Origin of the sequence: Shewanella putrefaciens (genome assembly GCF_016406325.1) — a bacterium.
Taxonomy (GTDB): Bacteria; Pseudomonadota; Gammaproteobacteria; order Enterobacterales; family Shewanellaceae; genus Shewanella; species Shewanella putrefaciens.
In genome coordinates, this window is record NZ_CP066370.1 from 3,009,798 (window position 1) to 3,034,440 (window position 24,643).

At 42.1% G+C, this 24,643-nt stretch carries 27 protein-coding genes, 4 tRNA genes and 1 pseudogene; 16 read left to right on the top strand and 16 right to left on the bottom strand.

Going from position 1 to position 24,643, the window contains the following annotated elements:
• Positions 1 to 20: 20 nt before the first annotated feature.
• On the top strand, positions 21 to 446 hold the full coding sequence (gene ruvX / locus JEZ96_RS13435) for a Holliday junction resolvase RuvX (RefSeq protein ID WP_025008700.1): 426 nt from the start codon (positions 21 to 23) through the stop codon (positions 444 to 446).
• A gap of 61 nt (positions 447 to 507) precedes the next feature.
• Here the strand turns inward: ruvX and hemH are convergent, their stop codons facing one another.
• The 4 genes from hemH to JEZ96_RS13455 form a co-directional block, all read right to left on the bottom strand.
• The gene (hemH, locus tag JEZ96_RS13440; protein WP_011788677.1) at positions 508 to 1,521 is read right to left on the bottom strand and encodes a ferrochelatase; all 1,014 of its coding nucleotides are present in this window, start codon (positions 1,519 to 1,521) and stop codon (positions 508 to 510) included.
• A 32-nt stretch (positions 1,522 to 1,553) separates the two neighbouring features.
• Positions 1,554 to 2,093, bottom strand: coding sequence for a glutathione peroxidase (locus JEZ96_RS13445; protein WP_025008699.1), 540 nt, complete (start codon positions 2,091 to 2,093; stop codon positions 1,554 to 1,556).
• Between the two features lie 138 nt (positions 2,094 to 2,231).
• Positions 2,232 to 3,344, bottom strand: coding sequence for a PilT/PilU family type 4a pilus ATPase (locus tag JEZ96_RS13450; protein ID WP_011788675.1), 1,113 nt, complete (start codon positions 3,342 to 3,344; stop codon positions 2,232 to 2,234).
• 9 nt (positions 3,345 to 3,353) lie between these two features.
• On the bottom strand, positions 3,354 to 4,391 hold the full coding sequence (locus tag JEZ96_RS13455; protein WP_011788674.1) for a type IV pilus twitching motility protein PilT: 1,038 nt from the start codon (positions 4,389 to 4,391) through the stop codon (positions 3,354 to 3,356).
• A gap of 35 nt (positions 4,392 to 4,426) precedes the next feature.
• On the opposite strand from JEZ96_RS13455, the gene JEZ96_RS13460 reads away from it, so the two are divergent.
• From JEZ96_RS13460 to JEZ96_RS13495, 8 genes are all read left to right on the top strand, one after another.
• Complete coding sequence (locus JEZ96_RS13460; RefSeq protein ID WP_128090277.1) at positions 4,427 to 5,125, top strand: YggS family pyridoxal phosphate-dependent enzyme; 699 nt, start codon at positions 4,427 to 4,429, stop codon at positions 5,123 to 5,125.
• A gap of 180 nt (positions 5,126 to 5,305) precedes the next feature.
• Entirely contained in the window at positions 5,306 to 6,124 is an 819-nt protein-coding gene (gene proC / locus JEZ96_RS13465; RefSeq protein WP_014611018.1) for a pyrroline-5-carboxylate reductase, read from the top strand.
• 46 nt (positions 6,125 to 6,170) lie between these two features.
• Positions 6,171 to 6,719: a YggT family protein gene (locus JEZ96_RS13470; protein ID WP_061783209.1), complete on the top strand. Its 549-nt coding sequence runs from the start codon at positions 6,171 to 6,173 to the stop codon at positions 6,717 to 6,719.
• The gene (gene yggU / locus JEZ96_RS13475) at positions 6,719 to 7,009 is read left to right on the top strand and encodes a DUF167 family protein YggU (protein ID WP_011919678.1); all 291 of its coding nucleotides are present in this window, start codon (positions 6,719 to 6,721) and stop codon (positions 7,007 to 7,009) included. Before JEZ96_RS13470 ends, yggU begins: the two co-directional genes overlap by 1 nt.
• A 77-nt stretch (positions 7,010 to 7,086) precedes the next feature.
• Complete coding sequence (locus JEZ96_RS13480) at positions 7,087 to 7,521, top strand: DUF4426 domain-containing protein (RefSeq protein ID WP_025008695.1); 435 nt, start codon at positions 7,087 to 7,089, stop codon at positions 7,519 to 7,521.
• A gap of 110 nt (positions 7,522 to 7,631) precedes the next feature.
• Entirely contained in the window at positions 7,632 to 8,249 is a 618-nt protein-coding gene (rdgB, locus tag JEZ96_RS13485) for an RdgB/HAM1 family non-canonical purine NTP pyrophosphatase (RefSeq protein ID WP_025008694.1), read from the top strand.
• Positions 8,249 to 9,412, top strand: a complete 1,164-nt coding sequence (gene hemW / locus JEZ96_RS13490) for a radical SAM family heme chaperone HemW (protein WP_025008693.1) — start codon at positions 8,249 to 8,251, stop codon at positions 9,410 to 9,412. The genes rdgB and hemW overlap by 1 nt, the downstream gene beginning before the upstream one ends.
• 152 nt (positions 9,413 to 9,564) lie before the next feature.
• Entirely contained in the window at positions 9,565 to 11,451 is a 1,887-nt protein-coding gene (locus JEZ96_RS13495) for a DUF885 domain-containing protein (RefSeq protein WP_061783208.1), read from the top strand.
• A 658-nt stretch (positions 11,452 to 12,109) separates the two neighbouring features.
• On the opposite strand, the gene JEZ96_RS13500 is transcribed toward JEZ96_RS13495, so the two are convergent.
• The 5 genes from JEZ96_RS13500 to trmB form a co-directional block, all read right to left on the bottom strand.
• Positions 12,110 to 13,051: a LysR family transcriptional regulator gene (locus JEZ96_RS13500; protein WP_041420577.1), complete on the bottom strand. Its 942-nt coding sequence runs from the start codon at positions 13,049 to 13,051 to the stop codon at positions 12,110 to 12,112.
• A 384-nt stretch (positions 13,052 to 13,435) separates the two neighbouring features.
• Positions 13,436 to 14,257, bottom strand: coding sequence for a YggN family protein (locus JEZ96_RS13505; protein WP_011919683.1), 822 nt, complete (start codon positions 14,255 to 14,257; stop codon positions 13,436 to 13,438).
• 179 nt (positions 14,258 to 14,436) lie between these two features.
• Positions 14,437 to 15,351 (bottom strand): glutaminase B, encoded by a 915-nt coding sequence (gene glsB / locus JEZ96_RS13510; protein ID WP_011788663.1) that lies wholly within the window; start codon positions 15,349 to 15,351, stop codon positions 14,437 to 14,439.
• Positions 15,351 to 15,677, bottom strand: coding sequence for a YggL family protein (locus JEZ96_RS13515; protein ID WP_061783207.1), 327 nt, complete (start codon positions 15,675 to 15,677; stop codon positions 15,351 to 15,353). Before JEZ96_RS13515 ends, glsB begins: the two co-directional genes overlap by 1 nt.
• Positions 15,678 to 15,725: 48 nt before the next feature.
• A complete protein-coding gene (gene trmB, locus JEZ96_RS13520) occupies positions 15,726 to 16,442 on the bottom strand; it encodes a tRNA (guanosine(46)-N7)-methyltransferase TrmB (RefSeq protein ID WP_011919684.1) in 717 nt (238 codons plus the stop codon).
• 200 nt (positions 16,443 to 16,642) lie between these two features.
• Between trmB and mutY the strand changes: the two genes are divergently transcribed.
• Complete coding sequence (gene mutY / locus JEZ96_RS13525) at positions 16,643 to 17,731, top strand: A/G-specific adenine glycosylase (protein ID WP_025008691.1); 1,089 nt, start codon at positions 16,643 to 16,645, stop codon at positions 17,729 to 17,731.
• Positions 17,732 to 17,733: 2 nt separating this feature from the next.
• Positions 17,734 to 18,012: an oxidative damage protection protein gene (locus tag JEZ96_RS13530; RefSeq protein ID WP_011788659.1), complete on the top strand. Its 279-nt coding sequence runs from the start codon at positions 17,734 to 17,736 to the stop codon at positions 18,010 to 18,012.
• 87 nt (positions 18,013 to 18,099) lie between these two features.
• Here JEZ96_RS13530 and JEZ96_RS13535 read toward each other — a convergent pair whose 3' ends face one another.
• Together JEZ96_RS13535 and JEZ96_RS13540 are read right to left on the bottom strand one after the other, a co-directional pair.
• Entirely contained in the window at positions 18,100 to 18,675 is a 576-nt protein-coding gene (locus tag JEZ96_RS13535; protein ID WP_011788658.1) for a YceI family protein, read from the bottom strand.
• A 4-nt stretch (positions 18,676 to 18,679) separates the two neighbouring features.
• Positions 18,680 to 19,231, bottom strand: a complete 552-nt coding sequence (locus JEZ96_RS13540) for a cytochrome b (protein WP_011919687.1) — start codon at positions 19,229 to 19,231, stop codon at positions 18,680 to 18,682.
• Positions 19,232 to 19,619: 388 nt separating this feature from the next.
• On the opposite strand from JEZ96_RS13540, the gene JEZ96_RS13545 reads away from it, so the two are divergent.
• The 4 genes from JEZ96_RS13545 (at position 19,620) to JEZ96_RS13560 (ending at position 20,498) form a co-directional block, all read left to right on the top strand.
• Positions 19,620 to 19,695 (top strand) — tRNA-Phe (locus tag JEZ96_RS13545).
• Positions 19,696 to 19,739: 44 nt separating this feature from the next.
• A tRNA-Thr gene (locus JEZ96_RS13550) sits at positions 19,740 to 19,815 on the top strand.
• A gap of 487 nt (positions 19,816 to 20,302) precedes the next feature.
• Positions 20,303 to 20,378, top strand: a tRNA-Phe gene (locus JEZ96_RS13555).
• A gap of 44 nt (positions 20,379 to 20,422) precedes the next feature.
• Positions 20,423 to 20,498, top strand: a tRNA-Thr gene (locus tag JEZ96_RS13560).
• Positions 20,499 to 20,818: 320 nt separating this feature from the next.
• Here JEZ96_RS13560 and JEZ96_RS13565 read toward each other — a convergent pair.
• The gene (locus tag JEZ96_RS13565) at positions 20,819 to 21,004 is read right to left on the bottom strand and encodes a hypothetical protein (RefSeq protein WP_011919688.1); all 186 of its coding nucleotides are present in this window, start codon (positions 21,002 to 21,004) and stop codon (positions 20,819 to 20,821) included.
• A 154-nt stretch (positions 21,005 to 21,158) separates the two neighbouring features.
• Between JEZ96_RS13565 and JEZ96_RS13570 the strand changes: the two genes are divergently transcribed.
• Complete coding sequence (locus JEZ96_RS13570; protein ID WP_011788656.1) at positions 21,159 to 21,503, top strand: DUF3634 family protein; 345 nt, start codon at positions 21,159 to 21,161, stop codon at positions 21,501 to 21,503.
• Between the two features lie 120 nt (positions 21,504 to 21,623).
• Here JEZ96_RS13570 and JEZ96_RS13575 read toward each other — a convergent pair whose 3' ends face one another.
• From JEZ96_RS13575 to JEZ96_RS13590, 4 genes and pseudogenes are all read right to left on the bottom strand, one after another.
• Positions 21,624 to 22,169 carry a DUF3833 domain-containing protein gene (locus JEZ96_RS13575; RefSeq protein WP_011788655.1) on the bottom strand — a complete coding sequence of 182 codons (546 nt, stop codon included), beginning with the start codon at positions 22,167 to 22,169 and terminating at the stop codon, positions 21,624 to 21,626.
• On the bottom strand, positions 22,157 to 22,729 hold the full coding sequence (locus tag JEZ96_RS13580) for a chalcone isomerase family protein (RefSeq protein WP_025008736.1): 573 nt from the start codon (positions 22,727 to 22,729) through the stop codon (positions 22,157 to 22,159). The genes JEZ96_RS13575 and JEZ96_RS13580 overlap by 13 nt, the downstream gene beginning before the upstream one ends.
• A 3-nt stretch (positions 22,730 to 22,732) precedes the next feature.
• Positions 22,733 to 23,374 carry a DUF2878 domain-containing protein gene (locus JEZ96_RS13585; protein WP_164841992.1) on the bottom strand — a complete coding sequence of 214 codons (642 nt, stop codon included), beginning with the start codon at positions 23,372 to 23,374 and terminating at the stop codon, positions 22,733 to 22,735.
• A 12-nt stretch (positions 23,375 to 23,386) separates the two neighbouring features.
• A pseudogene (locus JEZ96_RS13590) lies at positions 23,387 to 24,642 on the bottom strand (class I SAM-dependent methyltransferase).
• Position 24,643 lies beyond the last annotated feature (1 nt).

Here is a 24,643-nt window from a genome sequence, read left to right on the forward strand (position 1 = left end):
TCCCAATAATTAGTCATACTATGAATACTAAAACTGTTTTAGGCTTTGATTTTGGTACAAAAAGTATCGGTGTCGCCATTGGACAAGAAATCACTGCCAGTGCCACACCACTCCTGTCACTCAAGGCTGTTGATGGCATCCCCAATTGGGATCAAATAGGGGATCTCATTAAAGAGTGGCGGCCAGATCTCGTTGTTGTTGGTTTACCCCTTAATATGGATGGTACTGAGCAAGAAATGACCCACAGAGCACGTAAGTTTGCCAATAGGATCAATGCTAAATTTGGGGTAAAAATTGTGACTCAAGATGAAAGATTAACGACAACAGATGCCAAAGCAAGATTGTTTGAGTTAGGTGGTTTTAAAGCCTTAACGAAAGGTCAAGTCGATGCGGTTTCTGCAGTGCTTATCATCGAAAGCTATTTCGAAAACCAATTTGGTCGCTAGATCTAAAAAAGGATAAGTTGCCTTATCCTTTTTTATTTTCATAGGTCTAAGCTACGTCAGGTTATAAGTAAGGCCTGACAAGATTTGCCATCATAGTAATGTGTGCATCATCATCGTTAAGTGCCGGAATATAACGGAACTTATTCCCTCCTGCCTCGGTAAAAATATGGCCATTTTCACCAACAATTTCTTCTAATGTTTCGAGGCAATCGGCACTAAATGCCGGACAGACAATAGCAACATCACGAACACCCGCATTGGGTAATGCTTGCATCGTGGCATCGGTGTAAGGTTGTAGCCATTTAGCTTTACCAAAGCGAGATTGAAAAGTCATCACAAACTCATCCTGACTTAATCCAAGCTTTTCAGTTACTAAGCGTGTAGTTTTTGCACAAAAACAATAATAAGGATCACCTAAATGCAAGTTCCTTTCTGGCATACCATGGTATGACAATACCAGCTTTTCAGGCTTGCCTTGATTTTCAAAATCAACTCGAATTGACTCAGCTAAAGCCTCAATAAAATCGGGATGGTCATGATAAGTATTAATAAAATGAAGTGATGGAATATAACGCCATTGGGATAACTCTTTTGCTATCGCATCAAAAGCAGAGCCTGTCGTCGGCGCCGCATATTGAGGATACAAAGGCAATACAACAATCTTATCAACCCCTTGCTTGTGCATATTTTGCAATGTGCTGGCAACCGAAGGATTTCCATAACGCATGGCTAAATGCACAGATACATCTATTCCCTCAGATGCTAGCTTATCCGTAAGTTTTGCCGTTTGGCGCAAACTGATATCCATTAAAGGAGAACCCGCTTGGGTCCATACTTTTTCGTATAGAGCCGCCGATTTAGCCGGACGAACTCGCAAAATAATCCCATGTAAAATTAACATCCAAATTAATTTAGGGATTTCTACTACACGAGGATCGGATAAAAACTCAGCTAAATAACGTCTTACTGCCGATGCTGTTGGAGCATCTGGTGTACCCAGATTAAGTAACAGTACACCAACCCTGCCGCGCTTTGCATGCCCAATGTCTTTTGATAATCCTGAAAATTTAGCCAAAACAGCCTCTTAAATAATTTAACGTATTAAAATTAAAGAACCGATTCAATAGCCTGTTTAAGTTCGGCACTATTGGGTTTCACTTTTGAATTGAACTGCTGTACAACTGTACCGTCACCACTGACAACATACTTATAGAAATTCCACTTTGGCGCACCCGTTTTTTCGGCCAAGTATTTAAATACACTGTTTGCATCATTTCCTCGGACCGGCGATGTGGCCAACATAGTAAAAGTCACACCATAATTGATGTAACATACCTTCGCCGTGTCTTTCTCATCATTTTCTTCTTGAAAAAAATCATCCGATGGGAAACCTATCACAACTAATCCTTTGTCTTTATATTCCTTATTAATAGCTTCTAGGGATTTAAACTGTGAGGTATAGCCACAGTTACTGGCAGTATTGACGATCAATACGGGTTTACCTTGAGTCAACTCACACAGATTAATTTTATCCTCTGAATGTAATTTACGTACTTCCAGATCGAGATAATTTGGGCAAGTGGCGGCCATGGCTCCCGCACTGATGATGCTTGCTGTCGCTGCTAATATTAGAGTGAATTTATTCATTGTTTTCTCCTTTATCTGGCATTACGTAAATGCTCGAGATAAAGATCATATTGAATTAAAAATAAAAGCTAGGGTTAGGCTCATAGTAAGCACTGACTAATAATCGACTTATCTGAACCGTCGATTAAATCTACAGCCTTAATCCATATCGAGTGTTACACCCTCCATAAAACTTGAACCAGTAGGCTCTTTATTTTGTAATTTGATCATCAAACGTAAATCGTTTGGTGAGTCAGCATGGTGTAAGGCATCGGCATAACTAATTTCACCATCAACATATAATTTCAGTAACGCTTGGTCGAATGTCTGCATCCCCTGCTCATTCGATTTTGCCATGGTTTCCTTGAGTAAATGCAGTTCATTTTTGGCAATTAAACTCGCCACCCTTGGAGTATTAATTAACACTTCAATCGCGGCGCGGCGCCCCGTTCCATCGACTTTGGGGATCAATTGCTGCGCCACAATACCACGTAAATTTAAGGATAAATCAAATAGTAACTGCTGATGTTTACTCTCAGGCACTAAGTGCATAATCCGATCGAGTGCTTGGTTCGCATTATTGGCATGTAGGGTTGCCATACAAAGATGACCTGTTTCTGCAAACGACAATGCAAATTCCATCGTCTCTTGGGTACGAATTTCACCGATTAAGATCACATCGGGCGCCTGACGAAGGGAGCTTTTTAATGCTGCATCGAATGACTCCGTATCTATGCCTACTTCACGTTGGGTGATAATGCTTTTTCTATGATCGTGAACAAATTCAACAGGATCTTCAATCGTCAATATATGGCCACGGGCATGGGCATTACGGTATCCAACCAATGCTGCTAATGAGGTTGACTTACCCGTACCTGTGCCGCCGACCATAATGATAAGCCCACGCTTGCTCATCACCAGATCTTTTAAAATAGGAGGTAATTTTAAGTCATCGACTTCGGGAATTTTGGTCTCAATCCGGCGCATAACACATCCTGGTGATTCCCTTTGCCAAAAAGCGCTGACTCGGAAACGACCGAGATCCTTTGCCGCAAAAGCAAAGTTACATTCACGGGTTGAGTGAAATTCCTGTTTCTGCGCTTCAGTCATGAGTGACTCAACAAAATCTAAAGACTGTGCAGGCGTAAATGCACTCTCGGCGAGGGGACGTAATTCGCCATCAATTTTTGCACTGGGAGGAAAGCCCGCGGTAATAAACAAATCAGAGGCTTTACGCTCAACGATGACTTTTAAAAACGGACGTACATCCATTATAAATCCTTAAAATGTGGCTTGTTTATTTGAGCTTTTCGACATGGCATCTTCGCGGGTGATCAGACCACGATTAACTAAATTTTGCAGGCATTGCTCCAGAGTCTGCATTCCATGAGCCATGCCAGTTTGAATGGCAGAGTACATTTGTGCGACTTTGTCCTCACGGATCAAGTTACGAATTGCAGGTGTTCCCATCATAATTTCGTGTGCAGCGACACGGCCGCCGCCAATTTTTTTGATAAGCGTCTGTGAAATAACCGCTTGTAATGATTCAGATAACATAGTGCGTACCATGTCTTTCTCCCCAGCAGGAAATACATCCACCACACGGTCAATCGTCTTCGCTGCTGAAGTTGTGTGTAAAGTACCGAAGACTAAGTGGCCAGTTTCTGCAGCGGTCATCGCCAGACGTATGGTTTCAAGATCTCGCATCTCCCCCACTAAAATTACGTCAGGATCCTCACGCAAAGCACTCCTGAGGGCAGCGTTAAAACTGTGTGTATGCCGATGAACTTCCCTCTGGTTAATCAAACATTGTTTATTAGGATGGACAAATTCAATTGGGTCTTCAATGGTTAAGATATGATCATGGCGGTTTTCATTGATGTAATCCACCATTGCTGCAAGTGTGGTACTCTTACCCGAGCCAGTCGGTCCAGTGACTAACACTAAACCACGCGGATAACTGGCAATTTTTTTGAATATCTCCGGTGCGCCAAGTTGTTCAAGTGACAATATATCACTGGGAATGGTACGAAATACTGCGGCGGCACCACGGGATTGGTTAAATGCGTTTACACGAAAACGGGCTAAGTTGGGCACTTCAAACGAAAAATCAATTTCTAAATGCTCTTCAAAGTCCTTGCGCTGTTTATCATTCATAATATCGTACACTAAGCTGTGTACGCCCCGATGATCGAGCGCTGGTAGGTTAATTTTTCTCACTTCACCGTCAACACGGATCATGGGAGATATCCCTGCAGAGAGGTGTAGATCCGAGGCTTTGTGTTTTACACTAAAAGCTAATAACTCAGTGATTTCCATCGTTTGGGATATCCTTGCAACTAGATAATTACATCATGACAACAATAGCAGACAGACTCGCAATCGCCCAGCGTAGGATCGCCCAAGCGGCGCAAAAATGTGCTCGCCAAGCTCACAATATTCGTCTTCTTGCAGTGAGTAAGACAAAACCCATTGAAGATATAATCGCAGCTTACCATGCAGGGCAACGCTGCTTTGGTGAAAACTATGTTCAAGAGGGCGCCGCAAAAATCACTGAACTAAGCAAAAACTATCCGGACATTGAATGGCATTTTATCGGCCCACTTCAATCAAATAAAACCAATATTGTTGCTCAATATTTTGACTGGATGCATACGGTATCACGGGACAAAATTGCCCTTCGTCTGAACGAGCAACGTCCGACATCCATGGCACCTCTTAATGTTTGTATTCAAATCAATATCAGTGATGAAGATACAAAATCAGGTATCGATGCTAACCAAATGATGCCGTTAGCAGAATTAATCTCGCAGTTGCCTAATTTAAAACTGAGGGGACTGATGGCTATCCCAACAGCTACAGATAATTCAACGTTGCAACGCCAAGAGTGCACTAAACTAAAGCAATTATTCGATGAGTTGAAACAGCATTATGCTGATGTTGATACCCTATCTATGGGGATGAGTAATGACCTTGATACCGCGATTGCATGTGGCTCGACTATGGTACGCATTGGCAGTGCGATTTTTGGTGAGCGTCACTACGCTGAGTAAGATTTAGCTTCATAAACTCAGCTTTGCTCTTGTTTTTACAAGCTAATACCCAAATACTATCTCAATAATTGCATAGCGAGAGTCAAGTTTAGGCTCTATCACTTTAATCCCAAAATCGTTAAAGCTTAAAACAAGCAGGATAAATTACGGCTAAACGGTTAATTCACTGACGGGGATCACATGGAACAACAGAAAATCTGCTTTATCGGGGCAGGCAATATGACCCGCAGCATCATTAGCGGGTTAATTCATAGCGGTTATCCCGCTAAACTCATCCAAGCGACTAATCCTAGTCAAGGTAAACTGGATGCACTGCAAACCGATTTTGGCGTGTTAGTTTCTCAAGACAACTTATCCCCAGCCCAAAACGCTGATGTGATAGTGCTATCAGTGAAACCTCAACTAATGCAGCAAGTATGCGAAGCATTACAAGCTATCGACATGTCGAAAAAGTTAGTCATCACTATCGCTGCAGGAGTTAAAGCACAGCGTTATAGCGACTATTTAGCACAAGACATTACACTTATCCGTGCAATGCCAAATACACCGATGCAAATTGGTGTTGGTATGACAGGGCTTTATGCGCCTCAAGCCATTTCTACTGATCAAAAAGCCATTTGCGATCGTTTAATGTCAAGCGGGGGCGAAATCGTTTGGGTAAATGAAGAGGCTGAATTAGATCAAGTGATCGCTCTATCAGGCAGCTCACCGGCTTATTTTTTCCTGCTGATGGAATCAATGATAGATGCAGGTAAACAAATGGGCATGGATGAGTACAAAGCCAGAATGTTAGTACAGCAAGCCGCGCTCGGCGCTGCTATGATGGCAAAACAAAATCCCGAACTTGGTCTTGGACAACTAAGGGAAAATGTAACATCTAAGGGTGGCACAACTGCACAAGCAATTGCGACATTTGAAGCTGCAAATATGCGCGGCTTAGTAAAAAAAGCCATGGAAAACTGTATTAATCGTGCAGAAGAAATGGCAAAAACATTTTAATATTCATTCACGCGTTTTTATCGAACTCACATAGGCAGAAATCTCAATGAATGCATTGACCTTTTTAATTAGCACGCTATTTGATCTGTATTTAATGGTGGTGATATTACGGATCTGGCTACAACTGGCTAGAGCCGATTTTTATAACCCTTTCAGCCAGTTTATTGTTAAGGCTACTCATCCACTTATCGCCCCAATGCGCCGAATACTTCCCTCAATGGGACGCTTCGATACAGCTTCTTTTGTGCTCGCCCTCATTGTAGTCATGGTAAAAGTTTTGCTGATTAGTCTTATTGCCGGCGGAGGCATAGACGTTGTCTTATTCCTTATTTTTGCCTTAGTCTCTGTGGTCAAAAAAGCGGGTGTACTCCTATTTTGGATGCTTATTATTCGAGCTATCTTAAGCTGGTTTAACCAAGGTTATAACCCGATTGTGATGGTGATGGATCAGTTAACAGAACCCTTACTTGCCCCAGTGCGCCGCATTATTCCGCCGATAGGTGGTTTAGATTTATCTGTTATGTTGTTGATTATTGGCATGAACTTTATCAACATGTTACTTGCTCAATATATCCCCTATTGGGCTGTCATTTAATGAGTGCAGTCGTCCAGCAGCAAGGTGACTTGCTGCTTAATGTATATATTCAACCAAAAGCAAGCCGAGATCAGATAGTTGGACTCCATGGTGATGAGCTCAAAGTTGCGATAACAGCCCCTCCGATAGATGGCAAAGCCAATGCTCATTTGAGTAAATATTTAGCCAAGGCATTTAAAGTGCCAAAGAGTGATGTGTATATCATTAAAGGTGAGCTTGGGCGCCACAAACAAATCCGAATCGTGACTCCAAAACTGATCCCACCTGAAGTGAGTGAGCTTTTAGAATAAGTCCTATACATTCATCCAAATAAACACGAGGTCTTACGATCTCTATTTAAGTACACCTAACATGAAGGAATGCAGTTATGTTTCGTCAACTCCTCGCAATGCTAGCCTTAACAGCAAGTCTTTGCGGTATCGCTAACGCCGAGCAAAAAGAAACTGTTGGTAATTTCGATATTCATTACATGGCATTAGGTAGCACTTTTATCACGCCTAGTATAGCTAAGGCCTATGGTATTGAACGCAGCAGTTACACAGGTATTATCAATATTGCGGTATTGGATGTCAGTGAAACAGGTTCGCCCGCAGTTCCTGTTGAAATTACCGGCGTTGCCAAAAATCTACTCGATACCAGAATTGATTTAAAATTTAAAGAAATCCGCGAAGGCAATGCTATTTACTATATCGCTCAAGTGCCTTATCGCGATAATCAAGAAATACACTTTAATATCGCCATAAAATACGGTAACGAACTCAATACTAACTTGCAGTTTAAGCAAAAGTTTTACGTCGATTAATTCAAATCAATCTAGGGCGATAAAGCATCGCCCTATCCTTTCACTGTCCTTTCATTATCGGCTTGGGTATCATTGCCTTCGCAACAATAGCCCCTCGATATAGGTATCCCATGCAACAGATCGTTCTTGCCAGTGGCAACAAAGGTAAACTTGCCGAATTTGAACAAATGCTTGCCGTTTATGGCGTAGAAGTACTACCGCAGAATCAATTTAATGTTACTGAAGTGGCTGAAACTGGTACCACTTTTGTAGAAAATGCCATTATTAAAGCAAGACATGCAGCACAAATTACGGGGCTTGCCGCCATTGCAGACGATTCAGGATTAGAAGTCGATTTACTTCAAGGCGCTCCTGGCATTTATTCAGCACGTTACGCGGGCGAAAATGCCAAAGATCAAGACAACGTATTGAAACTACTTGAGACGTTAAAAGACCAGCCAGCACCTCGCAGGGCAAGATTCCAATGCGTACTGGTATATATGCGCCATGCCAAAGATCCCACTCCAATCATTTGCCAAGCATCCTGGGAAGGTCATATAGGCTTTGAACAAAAAGGTGAGAATGGCCATGGTTATGATCCCATTTTTATCCCTGAACAACATACTTGCAGCGCCGCTGAAATGAGCAGTGATGAGAAAAATGCCTTAAGTCACCGCGGTAAAGCCCTCACTCAACTTCTAGCAGCAATGAAAGCACAGGGCATTTTGACTAACGGAAATACGCAATAATGTCACCGAGCACTATGCGATCCCCAACGCTTGTATTACCGCCATTAAGTTTGTATATCCATATCCCATGGTGCGTACAAAAATGCCCCTATTGTGACTTTAACTCCCACGGGCAAAATGGCGAGCTGCCACAAGAGGCCTATGTCGATGCCCTGCTTGAAGATTTACGTCAAGATCTGCACTTAGTCCAAGGCAGACAAGTTCATACTATTTTTATCGGTGGCGGCACACCATCATTATTTGATGCTAAACAAATCAAGCGGATACTCGATGGTGCCAATGCACTAATTCCCTTTAGTGACAATATCGAAATCACCATGGAAGCCAACCCTGGCACCTTAGAGCACGATGACTTTAGTGCCTACCGCGCAGCTGGCATCACCCGTTTATCTATCGGTGTGCAGAGTTTCGCCAAGGATAAGCTCAACTTACTCGGACGTATTCACGATCAAAACGAAGCTAAAATCGCGGCCCAAAAAGCTAGCCAAGCAAAATACTTAAGTTTTAACCTCGATTTAATGCATGGATTACCCAACCAAAGTTTTGATGAAGCCATGGCCGATATCGACACCGCCGCGGCGCTGAACCCGCCACACCTATCTTGGTATCAGTTAACAATTGAACCCAATACCCTATTTCATTCAAAACCGCCGCAACTCCCCGATGACGAATCGCTCTGGCATATCTATGAACAAGGGCAACAAAGGCTGGCAGCCTTAGGGTATGAGCAATATGAAATATCGGCCTATGCCAAACCAGGTTATCAATGCCGACACAATCTCAACTACTGGCAATTTGGTGATTATTTAGGCATAGGCTGTGGCGCCCATGGCAAAGTGACATTACCAGAACAAAATCGCATTATCCGCACGGTAAAAATTAAACACCCTAAAGGCTATTTGAGTTCAAACCAATACACTGTCGAACTGACTGAAGTTGCCGAGGAGGATAGAGCGCTCGAATATTTAATGAATCGTCTGCGTTTAATGACGCCGATTCCTAAGCAAGAATTTGAACAGCGAACGGGTTTACATCGAGAAACATTGACTGAAGGTATGGCAAAAGCCAAACAGCGTGGTTTACTCACCGAATCGGCGGAATATTGGCAATTAACCCATAAAGGTCATATGTTTGTAAACGATTTGCTGACACAATTCTGCTAGCAGAAAAGTTAAAATTGTTTAATTTCAAACACTTAACTGTTAATCATCTAAGTTAATGCTTTTACGACTAACACATTTTCTAACATTAATATCCACACATTTTTGCTTGGCTTCTTTAGAATTAGATAATCTAACCCTAGGGAAGCCAAATCATGCCAATAACAACGACAACAAATACGGAAAGATCCCAAAAGCTAAATCTTAAAATTAGCTTAGTCGCCCTAGCACTATCGGCTGCAATGGCTTTATCGGTACAAGCTGCGCCGGCAGCAATGGTACATCTAAATGCCAGTGAACCGACACAATCCACAACTCAAACAGAATCCGAAAAAGCCAATGCTCTCTTTGAAGCTATTTTTATGGAGAACATTATGGCGAGTCCCATTGCTCAGACTTATATGGGGATCAAACAGGATTATGCTAAATGGGATGACATAGGCGATGAGGCCGATGCGATAAAATTGCTCCGCACGAAAAAACAGCTTGCAGAGGTTAATCAACTTGATGCAACTAAGTTAGATCCACAAACACAGCTAAGTCTTAAGCTACTTAAGCAAAACCTACAAAATGATATAGATGACTATCAATGGCGTTACCATAATTACCCAGTGAATCAAATGCGTGGTGGTCATTCAATGATTGCATCATTTTTAATTAACCAGCACCAAATTAATAATATCAGTGATGCCCAAGCCTATATTAGTCGTTTAAATGGTGTTCCTAAGCGCCTAAATCAATTACAAAAAGCGCTGGAGATTAGAGCAGAAAAGAACATTATTGCACCTAAGTTTGTCTTTAGTTATGTCATATCCGACAGTCAAAACATCATCAAAGGCGCACCTTTTGACAACGGTGACGACAGTGCCCTTCTCGCTGATTTTAGTAAAAAGGTCAATGCCTTAGATATTCAGGAAAAAGAGAAAAAGACGCTCATCACAGGAGCAGAAAAAGCCCTTGTGGATAAGGTAAAACCTGCCTATAACCAACTGATACATTATATAGAAACTTTAGCTGCCCAAGCTGATACTCGAGATGGCGTTTGGAAGCTGCCAAACGGAGCCGCATTTTATAACAATGCATTAGCTCGTACTACGACAACACATATGACCGCAGATCAAATCCATGAACTCGGTATTGCAGAAGTAACGCGTATCCATAATGAAATGCGCACTATTATGCAAAAAGTACATTATAAGGGCTCTCTACAGGAGTTTTTTGGATTTATGCGCGATGCTCCTCAGTTCTACTACCCAAATACCGCCGAAGGCAAAGCTGCTTACTTAACGGAGGCAACTAAGCTCATCGATAATATTCAGTCGCGTTTAGATGAAGTGTTCAAAGTAAAACCGAAGGCGGCGATGATAGTCAAGCAAGTGGAGGCGTTCAGAGAAAAATCCGCTGGCAAAGCCTTTTATGAACAACCAGCCCCCGATGGTTCTCGACCCGGCAGTTATTACGCGAATCTGTATGATATGAAAGCCATGCCCAAATACCAAATGGAGGCACTCGCTTACCATGAGGGTATTCCAGGTCATCATATGCAAATTGCTATCGCTCAAGAGCTTAAAGACATCCCTAAGTTCCGTAAATTTGGAGGCTATACCGCCTATATTGAAGGTTGGGGTTTATACAGCGAGTCCTTCCCAAAAGAAATGGGACTCTATGCCGATCCTTATTCTGATTTTGGCCGCTTAGCAATGGAATTATGGCGAGCCTGTCGTTTGGTCGTCGATACAGGTATCCATGCCAAGCAATGGACCCGCGAACAAGGCATAGCCTATTACGTGGATAATACGCCCAATGCTAAATCCGATGCAGTGAAAATGGTCGAGCGCCACATCGTTATGCCATCGCAAGCCACGGCATATAAGGTTGGTATGATTAAGTTATTGGAACTTAAACATAAAGCAGAAAAACAACTAGGTAATAAGTTTGATATTCGAGATTTCCACACTTTAGTCTTAGCAAACGGTGCGCTACCTTTAGATGTGCTAGAAGAGCAAGTCGATCAATGGATTGCCAGCGTCAACAAAACCTAATATTAGTATCTAAGGGAGGCGGTTTTCGTCTTTCCTTTTAAAGTCATTACACTCTCCAAAATGAGTTTGAAAAGTGTCAACGCTATTTAGGACGGTTCACAACCAATAAAAAAGCCACGACTTCGTGGCTTTTTTATTGGATTTATTACCCATTCGGTAATAAAACCCTATCTCACTGTGGATCACTTTATTTGATGTATTAACGTCGAGAACTTAATACTCGGTGTGACTTTAGGGTACAGAGAGACAAAACTCGTTTCCCCATTACTTAACCATCATAAAAAAATTACCTCAGCCGAGTAAGCCGAGGTAAACCAAAAACTAGGATGATGGTTTTAAAAGCCAACATTGTTTTAGTTCGCAAACCACTGTTGGCGGTGATCTAGAATTGCATTTCTGCCAACCTGTATACCAAAATCGAAAGGGGTCATTTCCAATAAAAGTATAGGACTCAGGTAATCCCAGATCATCTGCCACCATTGTATTCAGATAAGAACAGAGTTCAAGTTACTTTCAGCTTTTCACTTTAGTAACCGCTAAAAACCGAACTTAAATACATGGACACCCAAAGCTCAACCCACTGATAAAAAACAAAAAGATAGAATGTCAATTTTATGCAAAACTAATTAGGGCAATTTCAAGAACAATGTTTCCATTTTTACTGACGTTTACTGAACAGTTCTGCATAGGGAATATCCCAATAGGGTGGATTTCCTATATGGTCTTTAATAAATTCAATAAAGGCACTCACTTTAGGCGCAAGATGTTTACGACGAGGATAAACTGCTTGTAGTGGTAAATGGTGAGTTAATTGCCAATCTTCTAGTAAAGGAACTAACGTCCCCTTAGTAATCTCATCTTCCATCAAATAACTTGCCAAATACACAACACCCAAGCCACTAATAGCAGCAGATTTTAATGCTGGAGCGTTATCGACTCTAAAATTACCCGAGACGCCAATTTCACAGTAATCATCTCCTTTCTTAAATTGCCACATACTGTGTTCATGCCACTCACCTTGGTAAACTAAACAATTATGGTCAACTAATTGTTCTGGACGAGTAGGCTCACCGTGCTTAGCAACATAATCAGGGGAGGCAACCAAGAGGAACTGACATTTCATTAATGGTCTGGCAACCATGCCTAATGGTAACTGCTCAGACATAGTCAGTAATAAATCTAATCCTTCGCTAACCACATCCACTTTATGATCAAGTAAACTGACTTGTAGTTCTAGCTCAGGATGTTTTGCCATAAATGACGGTAAGGCTGGAATAATATGCATGGCACCAAAAGATTGTGAAATTCCAACCTTAAGTACTCCGCGGGTAGCATCATTTAAATTGTGCACACTAGCAATCGCTTGCTCTGCATCACGAAGCAATTCTTCACCTTGCAGATACAATAAATGCCCAGCTTCAGTCAGGCTTAAGCTTCGAGTAGTACGTTGTATTAACTGAACACCAAGTCTATGTTCAAGATCGGCGACCTGCGTACTGACCTTAGATTTAGAGATCCCAAGCCTTCTTGCGGCGGCACTAAAACTACCAGCTCTAGCCACATGAGTAAAAATCGCAATAGGTTCTAACAGTTCTAGCATGGAAAGTAGCCTTAAGCAGTTTACGACAATGATATTAACTTTCGGTATAATGCAAGAGCGCAGCACAAACACAGTTAAACGCTCACTATTGCATTAATATCTCATAGCAAAAGCATTTATTGCAGAGATTTTGACCGAAAAAGTCCGCTGAAGTAGAGTGTTATATCTGGCTGAATTGCCAGCTTTTCATTATATTTTAGGAGTATATCAAACATTAGCCTTTAGAATGTAACATTCCGTGCTAATTCACATCAAGTTATCAAGTCGACTCTCGTTAAATCCCTCTATTGTCGTGATCCTCAAATAAAAAAGCCCTAATACGATTACCGTGATTAGGGCAGAATCATTATTGAGCGCTAACAGAAATAAAACTTACACAATGCTTTATTGGCGTACTTGATTGACAGTGTTTTGCGTCAACGCATAAGGTGCTAATGCAGGTATCTCTTTACGCAGTTGATTTTCAAGCACGAGTAAATTTTCGAATCGATCACATAAACGATCCGCCTTAGCCTCCAACCCCTTAGATTGGCTTTCAATTTGTTGCTCAATATCCTGGCCTAAGTTGTCCATTTTTTTAGAAAGAGCATCCATCTTCGCCTCAAATGAATCACCATTAGCCGACATTATTTGACTACCGAGTGTCATCATAATAGTCCCGATAGAATTTTGAACAATTTGTTCCATTTCTTGGGAAAACTCATCATTAAAAGTGTTTTGCATCGATTCTTCTGTGGCCGCTAAATAAAAACTATCACCCTGCTTGTAAGCAATTGTATCTACCCGCTTTTGTACACCAACCATCATTTGATCAAATTTAGCGCCAGCCGCATCACCCATTAATGGGGTTAACGCCATGCCAACAGCTTTTGATGCAAGAGATACCGATTCATTGATAAGTTCGATCACTTCAGGCACTTGAGTCGACACTTCATCGGCATATTGAGTAACCAATTTTTTCTGCTTGTCGGTTAAGCTAACTTGCTTACCTTCTACAAATAACTTATCAACTTCTATACGGTACTTCTCAGCCCCCTTCTCACTCATGACTAATTTTTTAGGCTCAACCTTAACATCATAATTTAAAGACACATCGCAACGTTCATCGATTTTAAGTTCTGTTTGCGCTTGCGCTAACGGTAAGCCTGATAATCCTAGAATAACGCCAGATAATGCACATCCAGTTAATAGCTTATTTATGTTCATTTTTTAACAATCCTTTAATCTGAGAAATTCAATAGACCTACACCACTAAATAGCTATAGCAGGATATACGCCAACTTTTTAACGTATTGATTATGATGAATATAGAAAAGTTAGCGCTAATGCTAACATGGCGAAATTCGCTAGTTTTAGCTTAATAGCGCTAATAAAAACGAGGGAAGCTAGAAAATAGAGCGCCCAAGACGCTGACTTAGATGCTCAAGCATAGCAGTACCCGCAAGTGAGTTGCCATTCTCATCAAGCTCCGGTGACCAAACACAAATCGACAACTCGCCAGGGATAACCGCAATAATACCGCCACCGACGCCACTTTTACCAGGCATACCAACACGATAAGCAAATTCACCCGCGCCATCATATAAGCCCGAGGTGGCCAACAGAGCGTTAAGTTGCCGAGTTTGAACTTGAGAAATCAGCTCAGTGCCATCCACAGTTTTGCCGCGATTCGCCAAATACAACATGGCCCTAGATAAATCAGCACAATTCATTTTTAGGGCGCAGTAATGAAAATAAGTGCGCAGCACAGTATCAACATCGCCTTGAAAATTACCAAACGACTTCATCAAATAAGCGATAGCCGCATTGCGCGCACTATGCTGATATTCTGAATCTGCCACTTGTTTATCAAAACACACTTTATCGTTTTGGCTGAGTTGCCTAACTAACTCAAGCATTCTGTGTTTAGGCGCACCTAAACGGCTCTGCAATAAGTCAGCAATCACTAACGCGCCAGCATTGATAAAGGGATTGCGCGGCTTGCCACGTTCTAACTCGACTTGAACAAGAGAATTGAAGGAATGGCCCGAAGGTTCTTTGCCAACACGGCTCCAGATTTCGGCTTCTTCATATAAAGTTAACGCTAAGGTTAAGCTGAAAACTTTAGAGATACTTTGAATCGAAAACGGCTCAAGGTAATCGCCCGCACCTAAAGTTTCACCGTCAACAGTCGTGACGGCAATGCCTAATTTGCCAGCATCAACGCTAGCCAGTGCGGGGATATAATTTGCAACTTTTCCTTGGCCGAGCAAGGGTCGAACTTTCTCGACCACTTCCTCAAGTAATGCCAACTCGGGCATTAACCCCACCAAATATCGTACAGTTCGCTAACTTCAACCTGGGACACTTTTTGAGTCGCCCAGAATGCCTTAACTGCAGCAATATCTTCTTCGGTACATTTGCCAATCGTTTGGGTGGCGATAATCCCTTCCCATTCGATGTGGCCGCCGCCGTGAAAACCTAATTTGCGGGCTTCGATCACTTCGTCGATAAATTTATCTACCGTTGCATCGATATCGGCTTCAGATACAGATGCATCAAAAGTCCAGGCCATATCAAAACCTAACTCTTGGAATTCATCGACGCGCATTTTCTTACGTAAACGACGGCTACGATTAGTTGCCATAGTGATTTTCCCTTTTGTGTTTAAAATTAGCTAAAATTGAGTTCGTGATTAAGCGATACGCTCAAACATCAGATCCCATACACCGTGACCCAATCTATGGCCGCGGGCTTCAAACTTTGTCAGTGGGCGATGATCAGGACGTGGCACAACAGTGCCATCGGCCGATTGGTTTTTATAACCGGGCGCAGCATTCATTACCTCGAGCATGTGCTCGCTATATTCTTCCCAGTCAGTGGCCATATGGAACACACCGCCAATTTTCAGCTTACGACGAACAAGTTCGGCAAATTCAGCTTGCACTATACGGCGCTTATGGTGACGTTTCTTATGCCAAGGATCGGGGAAAAACAATTGCACTCGAGCTAATGATCCGTCAGCAATCGCATGTTCTAATACTTCCATGGCATCGTGATGATATACACGTAAATTAGTCACACCGGCAATGGCAGCATCACTGAGGCAAGAGCCTACACCCGGTTTATGTACTTCAATACCAATGAAATTTTGCTCCGGTGCATCTTTTGCCATTTGTACTAAAGAGGCACCCATGCCAAAGCCAATTTCCAGCACAGTATCGGCTTCACGACCAAAAACCTCGCTAAGGTTTAATGGCACTGGGCTGTAATCTAAACCCATTGTTGGCCACTGGCTTTCAATAGCTTGGGCTTGGCCTTTAGTTAAGCGACCTTCTCTCAGGACAAAGCTTCTGATCTTGCGCAGATACTTGCCTTCTTCATTAAATTCAGCGGTAGTGACTTCGCTCATTTTTGCCTCGTCTAGTGGACAGCACCATCATAAAAGAAGGGCATTATCCAAAGTTCAACATACAGTGCAAGCACTAATGGGGCGAAAGTATACCAAGATTATTTAAGAGTGCGAATTTAGCAGCGATTTTTGGCTTTTTAGGCTTTATTCACGTGTCTTTTGAGCTTGTCTAAGAAGATAACTGCCGCTACACTGCGCCGATGAAATCTACAGCCTCCTTCGCTACACGTATCGTCTCTTGGTACGACAATCACGGTCGTAAAACCCTCCCTTGGCAGCAAGATAAAACCCCATATCGCGTATGGGTTTCTGAAATCATGCTGCAGCAAACTCAGGTTGCGACAGTTATTCCCTATTACCTTAAATTTATGGCGCGTTTTCCCGATGTGTTAGCACTCGCTAACGCGCCAGACGATGAGGTGTTGCATCATTGGACCGGCCTTGGCTATTACGCTAGGGCGCGTAATCTGCATAAAGCGGCCAAGATGATCCGCGACGATTATCAAGGATTATTTCCAACGGATTTTGAGCAAGTGCTCGCCCTACCCGGCATCGGCCGCTCAACAGCAGGCGCAGTATTATCGCTGTCGCTTGGGCAACATCACCCCATTCTCGATGGCAACGTAAAACGCGTGTTAGCAAGACACGGCGCCATTGCTGGTTGGCCGGGGCAAAAAACGGTTGAAGAACAGCTTTGGCAACTAACGGATACATTGACGCCGCAGCAAGATATTCAGAAATACAATCAAGCCATGATGGATATAGGCGCCAGTATTTGCACTCGTAGTAAACCTAACTGCGCCCTCTGCCCTGTAGCGATTGATTGCAAAGCTCAACTGATTGGCAGACAAACCGATTTCCCTGGCAAAAAGCCTAAAAAAACCATACCCACCAAAGCGGCGTGGATGTTAGTGCTGATGCAAGACAACCAAGTCTTTTTAGCTAAACGTCCGCCAGCGGGAATTTGGGGCGGACTCTGGTGCTTCCCTGAATTCGCTACTCAAGATGCACTTGAAACTCATCTTGAAGAGCAAGGCTTCGATGCCCAACAGCTCGAATGGTTAACAGGCTTTAGACACACATTTAGCCACTTTCATTTAGATATTCAGCCAATGATGCTTAATTTAGATCAGACGCAAAACAACAGTCAAATGATGAGCGTCATGGAACAAAACCATTCTCTCTGGTATAACATAAGTCATCCTTCCAAAGTGGGACTGGCCGCAGCCACCGAGCGCGTGCTAGCCAATTTGGGATCACTCGTTCAATCCGCAGTCAGTAAGGAATAATCATGGCGCGTACAGTCAATTGCGTATATTTAAATAAAGAAGCCGACGGCCTAGACTTTCAACTGTATCCAGGTGATTTAGGTAAACGTATTTTTGATAACATCAGCAAAGAAGCTTGGGGCCTATGGCAAAAAAAGCAAACCATGCTGATCAACGAGAAAAAACTCAACATGATGAATGTTGATGATCGTAAATTTCTTGAAGAACAAATGACCTCTTTCCTATTTGAAGGTAAAGATGTTGAAATTGAAGGTTTTGTACCAGAAAAAGACCAAGATTAATTCTGGTCGTTAGTCGACTCTAAGTATAAAGCTTACAAAAAAGCGCCTTTCGGCGCTTTTTGTTTATCTAAATGGCAGAATAAAGAGTTACTTACGCACGCCTTCAACCACTAGATCTAACTCAACATGGCTAGATGCTGGACCTAAATCCATCTTGATACCGAAATCTTTCATCGCAAAAGTGGTTGTGCCCGTAAAACCGGCACGGTAGCCACCCCAAGGGTCCTGACCTTCACCCACAGCATGGGCCTTGATCGCTAATGGTTTAGTCACACCATTTAAAGTTAAGTTACCGTTAATCACTAAATCGCCATTTCCTTTATCTTCCACCGAAGTAGATGCAAAGGTCGCTTTAGCGAATTTGCCAGTATTAAGAAAATCTTCGCCGCGAATGTGTTTATCACGCTCAGCATGGTTTGAATCGACACTTAATGTATTCACAGTAACATTTACAGTCATCGCTGTTGGTTTAGCCGCATCGTAACTAAAATCACCGCTAAAATCATTAAAACGCCCCACCACATAGCTATAACCTAAATGGTTTACTTTAAAAGTAATAGAAGCATGAGCACCTTCTGTATCAATCACATAATCTGCAGCAGAAGCCGCCATAGGAACCAATAGAGATACACCAATCAGTGCGCTTAACAGTTGCTTTTTCATTGTATTATCCTCGTTTAAATTGAATCATTCTAAGTAGGGTGGTGTCTTTATCGATAAAGTGATGTTTTAATGCGCCCGCGGCGTGAATAACGACCAGCGCGATCAAGCTGTAAGCCGCATATTGGTGAATATCACCCGCGATATCAGCTTGGTTTGCAAACAAAAGTCCCAATCCTGGTAGTTCAAACCAATCAAACACCCAGATACCACGGCCATCTGCGGTTGAGATTAAAATGCCAGCGATCATGATGACAAAGAGCAAGACATAAATAATAAAATGCGCCAAATGTGCGGCCGTCTTTTCCCACGGTTTATGGCTTGCCTCAGGTGCAGGCCTAGGATTAACTAAGCGCCATACCAAACGAAATATTGTCGCCGCCAATAACAGAATCCCAATACTTTTATGTAGATGCGGTGCAGTCTTGTACCAAGTACTGTAGTAGGTTAACTCCACCATCCACACACCTACGGCGAATAACCCAATCACAACTAATGCACTGATCCAATGAATAACAATAGCGGGTATTCCATATGCCAATTTACTATTTCGAAACATAGAGTCTCTCCATACTCGCGTTATCTCATATTACCTATCAAACAATATCCATTATCATAAGTCTAAATTTAAAAACTAAAAGCCGCAAAAATCGCTAATATCTTTCTAAATTTTAGAAATTAAGTCAAAAACCAGGATTAATGGGAACAAAGCTATAGTAAACATCAGTATCCATCTGATTTAAAAAACACAGCAAACGAATGAAAATGAGCTGAATTTGCAGAATAAAAGATAAAAAACACCCAAGATGCGCATTAAACAGCCGAACGAGTGATTTATTGGGAAAAAGCACTTGCAGAGCTCAAACACCCTAGCTAATATAGCCGCACTTCGCACGATGTGGTTTAACCAAAGAGTTCAAAGTAGTTAACTAACACTTAGTTTAGTTGCCCGAATAGCTCAGTCGGTAGAGCAGAGGATTGAAAATCCTCGTGTCCCTGGTTCGATTCCGGGTTCGGGCACCACTTTTAAAGTAATAAGCTCACTAGAGTTTTTTATAATGCTTTACGCCGGCATAGCTCAGTTGGTAGAGCAACTGACTTGTAATCAGTAGGTCCCGAGTTCGACTCTTGGTGCCGGCACCATATAAACAATGAAGCCACTCACTGAGTGGCTTTTTTGTATCTGTCATTTGCATAAAAACACCCGCCATCAATAGGGAATCGCAACTGACTTACTCTCGATAACGCCAGTAGATCCCGAATTCGGCTCTTGGTGCTGGCACCATATAACGACGAAGCTACTCACTGAGTGGCTTTTTTGTATCTGTCGTTTGCATAAAAACACCTGTCATCAAAGTGAATCGCAACTGACTTATCCCAAAAAACGAAATAAGCAAGGATACTTAAACCTTAAAGAATATTTGTAACCTCAAGATTGCTGAAAACTTCAACAGCGACATACGTGAAGAATGTAAGAATAAAATAAATGCCTCAATTTTGTTTAATAGTTAATCAGTCACTTTAAAAGGGCTTGCGCAGCTAAAGCGAGCACTATATTATACGCGCACTTTGAACAGACAGCGTATTTTACGCTTTAGTATAAAGTAGTTAACTAACGCTTAGTTTAGTTGCCCGAATAGCTCAGTCGGTAGAGCAGAGGATTGAAAATCCTCGTGTCCCTGGTTCGATTCCGGGTTCGGGCACCACTTTTAAAGTAATAAGCTCACTAGAGTTTTTTATAATGCTTTACGCCGGCATAGCTCAGTTGGTAGAGCAACTGACTTGTAATCAGTAGGTCCCGAGTTCGACTCTTGGTGCCGGCACCATATAAACAACGAAGCCACTCACTGAGTGGCTTTTTTGTATCTGTCGTTTGCATAAAATCCCCTTCATCAATAGTGAATCGCAACTGACTTACTCTCGATAACGCCAATAGGTCCCGAGTTCGACTCTTGATGCCGGCACCATATAAACAATGAAGCCACTCACTGAGTGGCTTTTTTGTATCTGTCGTCTGAATAAAAACACCCTTCATCAATAGTGAATCGCAACTGACTTACTCTCGATAACGCCAGTAGGTCCCGAGTTCAACTCTTGGTGCCGGCACCATATAAACAACTCAATAAAAATGCTCTTATCCAAGCAATTATTTCATTAACTCAAAGGGTATTGGCCTATCACCAACCTGAACTTGGTGCTGTACATGGCGCCAGCATTGACTTAATTCATTCAAGTTAACCTTTCTTTCAGGAAACTGAGTTGCAAGGTTATCAATAACTTCTATTTGTTTTTTACACAGTAACGACCAACGTTCAGCATTTGATAGGTGCATAATGTTTTCCTTAACTTAGAGGTTGTTTCTCCATCACCTTTGAATTTTAGACTAGCATAGAATTATTACCAGCCCGAATTTGCGTGTTAGCGCACTGTTAAAACAAGTGACTACAGAGTATCTTTGTCCTACAGATATAAATATAGGAGGCATTATGACTGCCAATATTTTTAAACTCATTTTTGTCGTTATTGGCTTATTTCTCGTTTACAAACTGATTTTTAGCAATAAAAAAGGTATGACAATTTTTGAAATGCATTTTAAAGATGGGCGCATGACTCAGCATAAGGGCAAGATCCCTGAAAGGTTTGAAAAAGAGTGCCGCCAAATCGCTAAAGCCGAAAAACTCACTTGTACTGTTAGGGCTGAAAAATCAGGAGACGTGCGCTTACATATTTCCGCCAATGTGAGTGACAATGTTAAGCAGAGGATCCGTAATTTATTTCCTTTTGAGTATTACGATAAAAAATCTATCGATAATAGTCGTCAAGCTGGCTAGATTTTTACCCCGTTATACTAGCAACCTCAAGTGAGATAATTGAGGTTGCTACCTATCCTAAAAGCACTTTGCTTATTTTTAGCTAAACAATACTGTTAAACTCAATTTAGACCATAAGATTCACTTTTGAATCACTAAAGTCACCTTAGCGACTGTGACACCAAACTTAATAATATCACTCTGATTTATAACAGTATTATCATTGACTAAGTACATCCAATCGTCGAAATGAACTTGGTATTCATCGCCGTCCACAGGTAATAGCATGTCATATTTCCAACGCAGTGCGCTGCCACTAGATTGACCTTGAGCAGTACCAATAATGTCATCGGCCGTGCCTGTATATCGCCCATTACCTAAAGCTTTTATATGCCACACACGGGTTTGAGTTTCACCATCATCGTAAACAAACCATTCTTTAATAACCCCGATGTCCCCTTGCCAACTCGCTTCCATAATGACATTAAACTTGCGGATCACTTTACCACCGAAGTTTTGCACTATGCCTGATGCAGTTAGTGGGCCATTAAAAAAGGACTCCAAAATAAGTTTTGGATGAGTCTCTTGGTAATCAGTCACCTCAACCGATGAACAACTCGAAAGCCCCGTAATCATCAATAAAACCAAAATCCATTTTTGCCCCAAAAAGTGTTTTAACAGTCGCATGATTTTTCTCCGAGTAATTGTGCCCTCAAACTCGGGCGGCTTGTTTTAGGTGATAACCAAATGGCTAAAAAAGCTTGGGCAAAATGCGCATCATCAATCATATTAAGCGGTTGCTGGTTATAAAAAAATTGGCTAGTTTTCCCATCGATAACCATAAAGCTCAAGTAATCACCTTGCTTTACATCGGGCCAGATAGACGCTAATACACTCAGCCAGCGTTCAATATCGGTCTTAGAAAATCCTAGTTTTTGCCACTGTTCCCGTGTTGCTTGCAAAAGATCCTCAGAATCAATGTCGCGATAATACTCAATCTCTAATAATTGGGGGTACTGCTCCTGTTGATAATGTCCTGTAGCAGTCATCAACTTCGCTTTGTATAAACTCAACCATAGCCAATCCATCTCTCCTCGCCCAACTTCAATCAAAGGTGAGTTCAAATGCTGAACGGATATAGTCTTGGCAGATTGAGGGGCTTTATCCTGCGCAGATAATGTCCCAAATGGCATAGTTCCTACAAATACAAAGTAAGAGTACAAACAGACTAACTTTTTCAGCGTCATAGGTTATAACCTTCTATCCGTGCCACGATTGAATACTCTTTGGCAACTCAATAACAGCGTCTTAAAAGCCATCAGGCTATTTGAATGCGTAAGGTGCAGTAATAAGGGAAAGAGTAAACACCAAATCATGGCAAGCACTATGCTGGTAGAGATAAGTTCAAAGGGAAAAGCGACCGCGGACATTTTTGCGCCAGCCACATAGCTCAGGCAACCAAATATCCCGCCGATGATGACTTGTAAAAATAAGGGCCAATGCCGCATAAACGCGAGGCTATAATGCAGACTCAATATAAAATGTAGCCATAGACAAATGAGCCACCAAGGGAATACCGCAAACTCAAACACCCCAAAAATCACCAGTAGTGTATCTATGGCCATTCCGATAGGTGCGAGTTTAAGGATTAGCATCCAATCAAGCTTATAGCACTGGCGTTTTCCCAGTACGATTAGCAAGATAAAATGCAGTAATAATAATGGGATAGTAAGAGTAAGCGATAAATTCAGCCAAAGTACACTAGACCACCACACCAGCTGAAAACTGACAGCATTATAAATGATAAATCCCCGAGACTTAGGACAGTCACGGGATAATAAAGCATAAGCAGACGCTGATCGGTCGCTAGGAATACTTAAAACGGGCTTCATGTTAACGCTCATTTAACAAGATTGCATCACTGACAATCGATAGTCAGGGCGTACAGCAACAAGATGCACTGTACTTGTGGTGCGTTCTAAAAACCCCCCTTCACAATAACTTAAGTAAAATTTCCACATACGGATAAAGTCTTCGCCATAGCCTAATGCTTGGATCTCACCTATCGCATGATCAAAATTCTCATGCCAATGTTTTAGCGTTTTAGCATAATCCAGCCCCATATCATTTACCGACCAAACCACCATATCGGTTTGCTTAGCCATGTGATTCACCATTTGGCTCACTGATGGTAAGCAACCACCAGGGAAAATATAGCGCTGAATAAAGTCCACACTTTTGCGATAACTGTCATAACGCTGATCGGCAATAGTAATCGCCTGCAGCAATAGCCTTCCATTTGGTTTTAGAAGTGATGCTAACTTTTTAAAAAATCCAGCCAGATATTCATGGCCAACCGCTTCAATCATTTCAATGGAAACAACCCTGTCGTATTCCCCCGTTAAATTACGATAATCTTCTGTGAGTAGTGTGATTTTGTCGCTTAACCCCTCCTGTTCAACGCGTGCTTTGGCATAGGCGTATTGTGCATCCGAGATGGTTGTCGTGGTGACATGTACACCATAATGCTTGGCAGCGTAGATGGCGAGCGCCCCCCCCACCCCGTACCAATCTCTAGTAAAGTTTGACCTGGTTGTAAGTCAAGTCGCTCACAGATAGTCATCAACTTAAACTGCTGAGCCTCCTGTAAACTGGCTTCTTCATGGGGATAAAGCGCACTGGAATACAGCATTTCTCGGTCTAGGAATTGTTCATACATGGCATTGCCTAAGTCGTAATGGGCCAAAATATTACGCTTTGATCCTTCCTTAGAATTACAATTCAGCACATGTTTCACACGGTTTATCGTGCCAGTTAACCAAGAGAACTTGGCTTCAATCCTATCGAGCAAGGCGAGGTTACGCGCAAAAAGCTGCACCACCTTAGTCAGATCAGGACTTTCCCAATGTCCTTGGATAAAACTTTCACCAGCTCCAATGGAGCCAGATAACATCACTTGCCGATAAAAACTCGGGTGCTTAACCACCAAAGTGGCATGTAAATCCGCATGACTCTGGCCAAAACGGTAGCTCTTATCGCCTTCGACTAAGGTTAAACATCCATGCGGCAAGCTTTCCAGCGCCTTAAGTAATACTTTACGCGCAAGACTGTCAGGAAGCTTCCCTGTGATAGCTGAAGTTTGCGAAGCTGTATTTTCCATA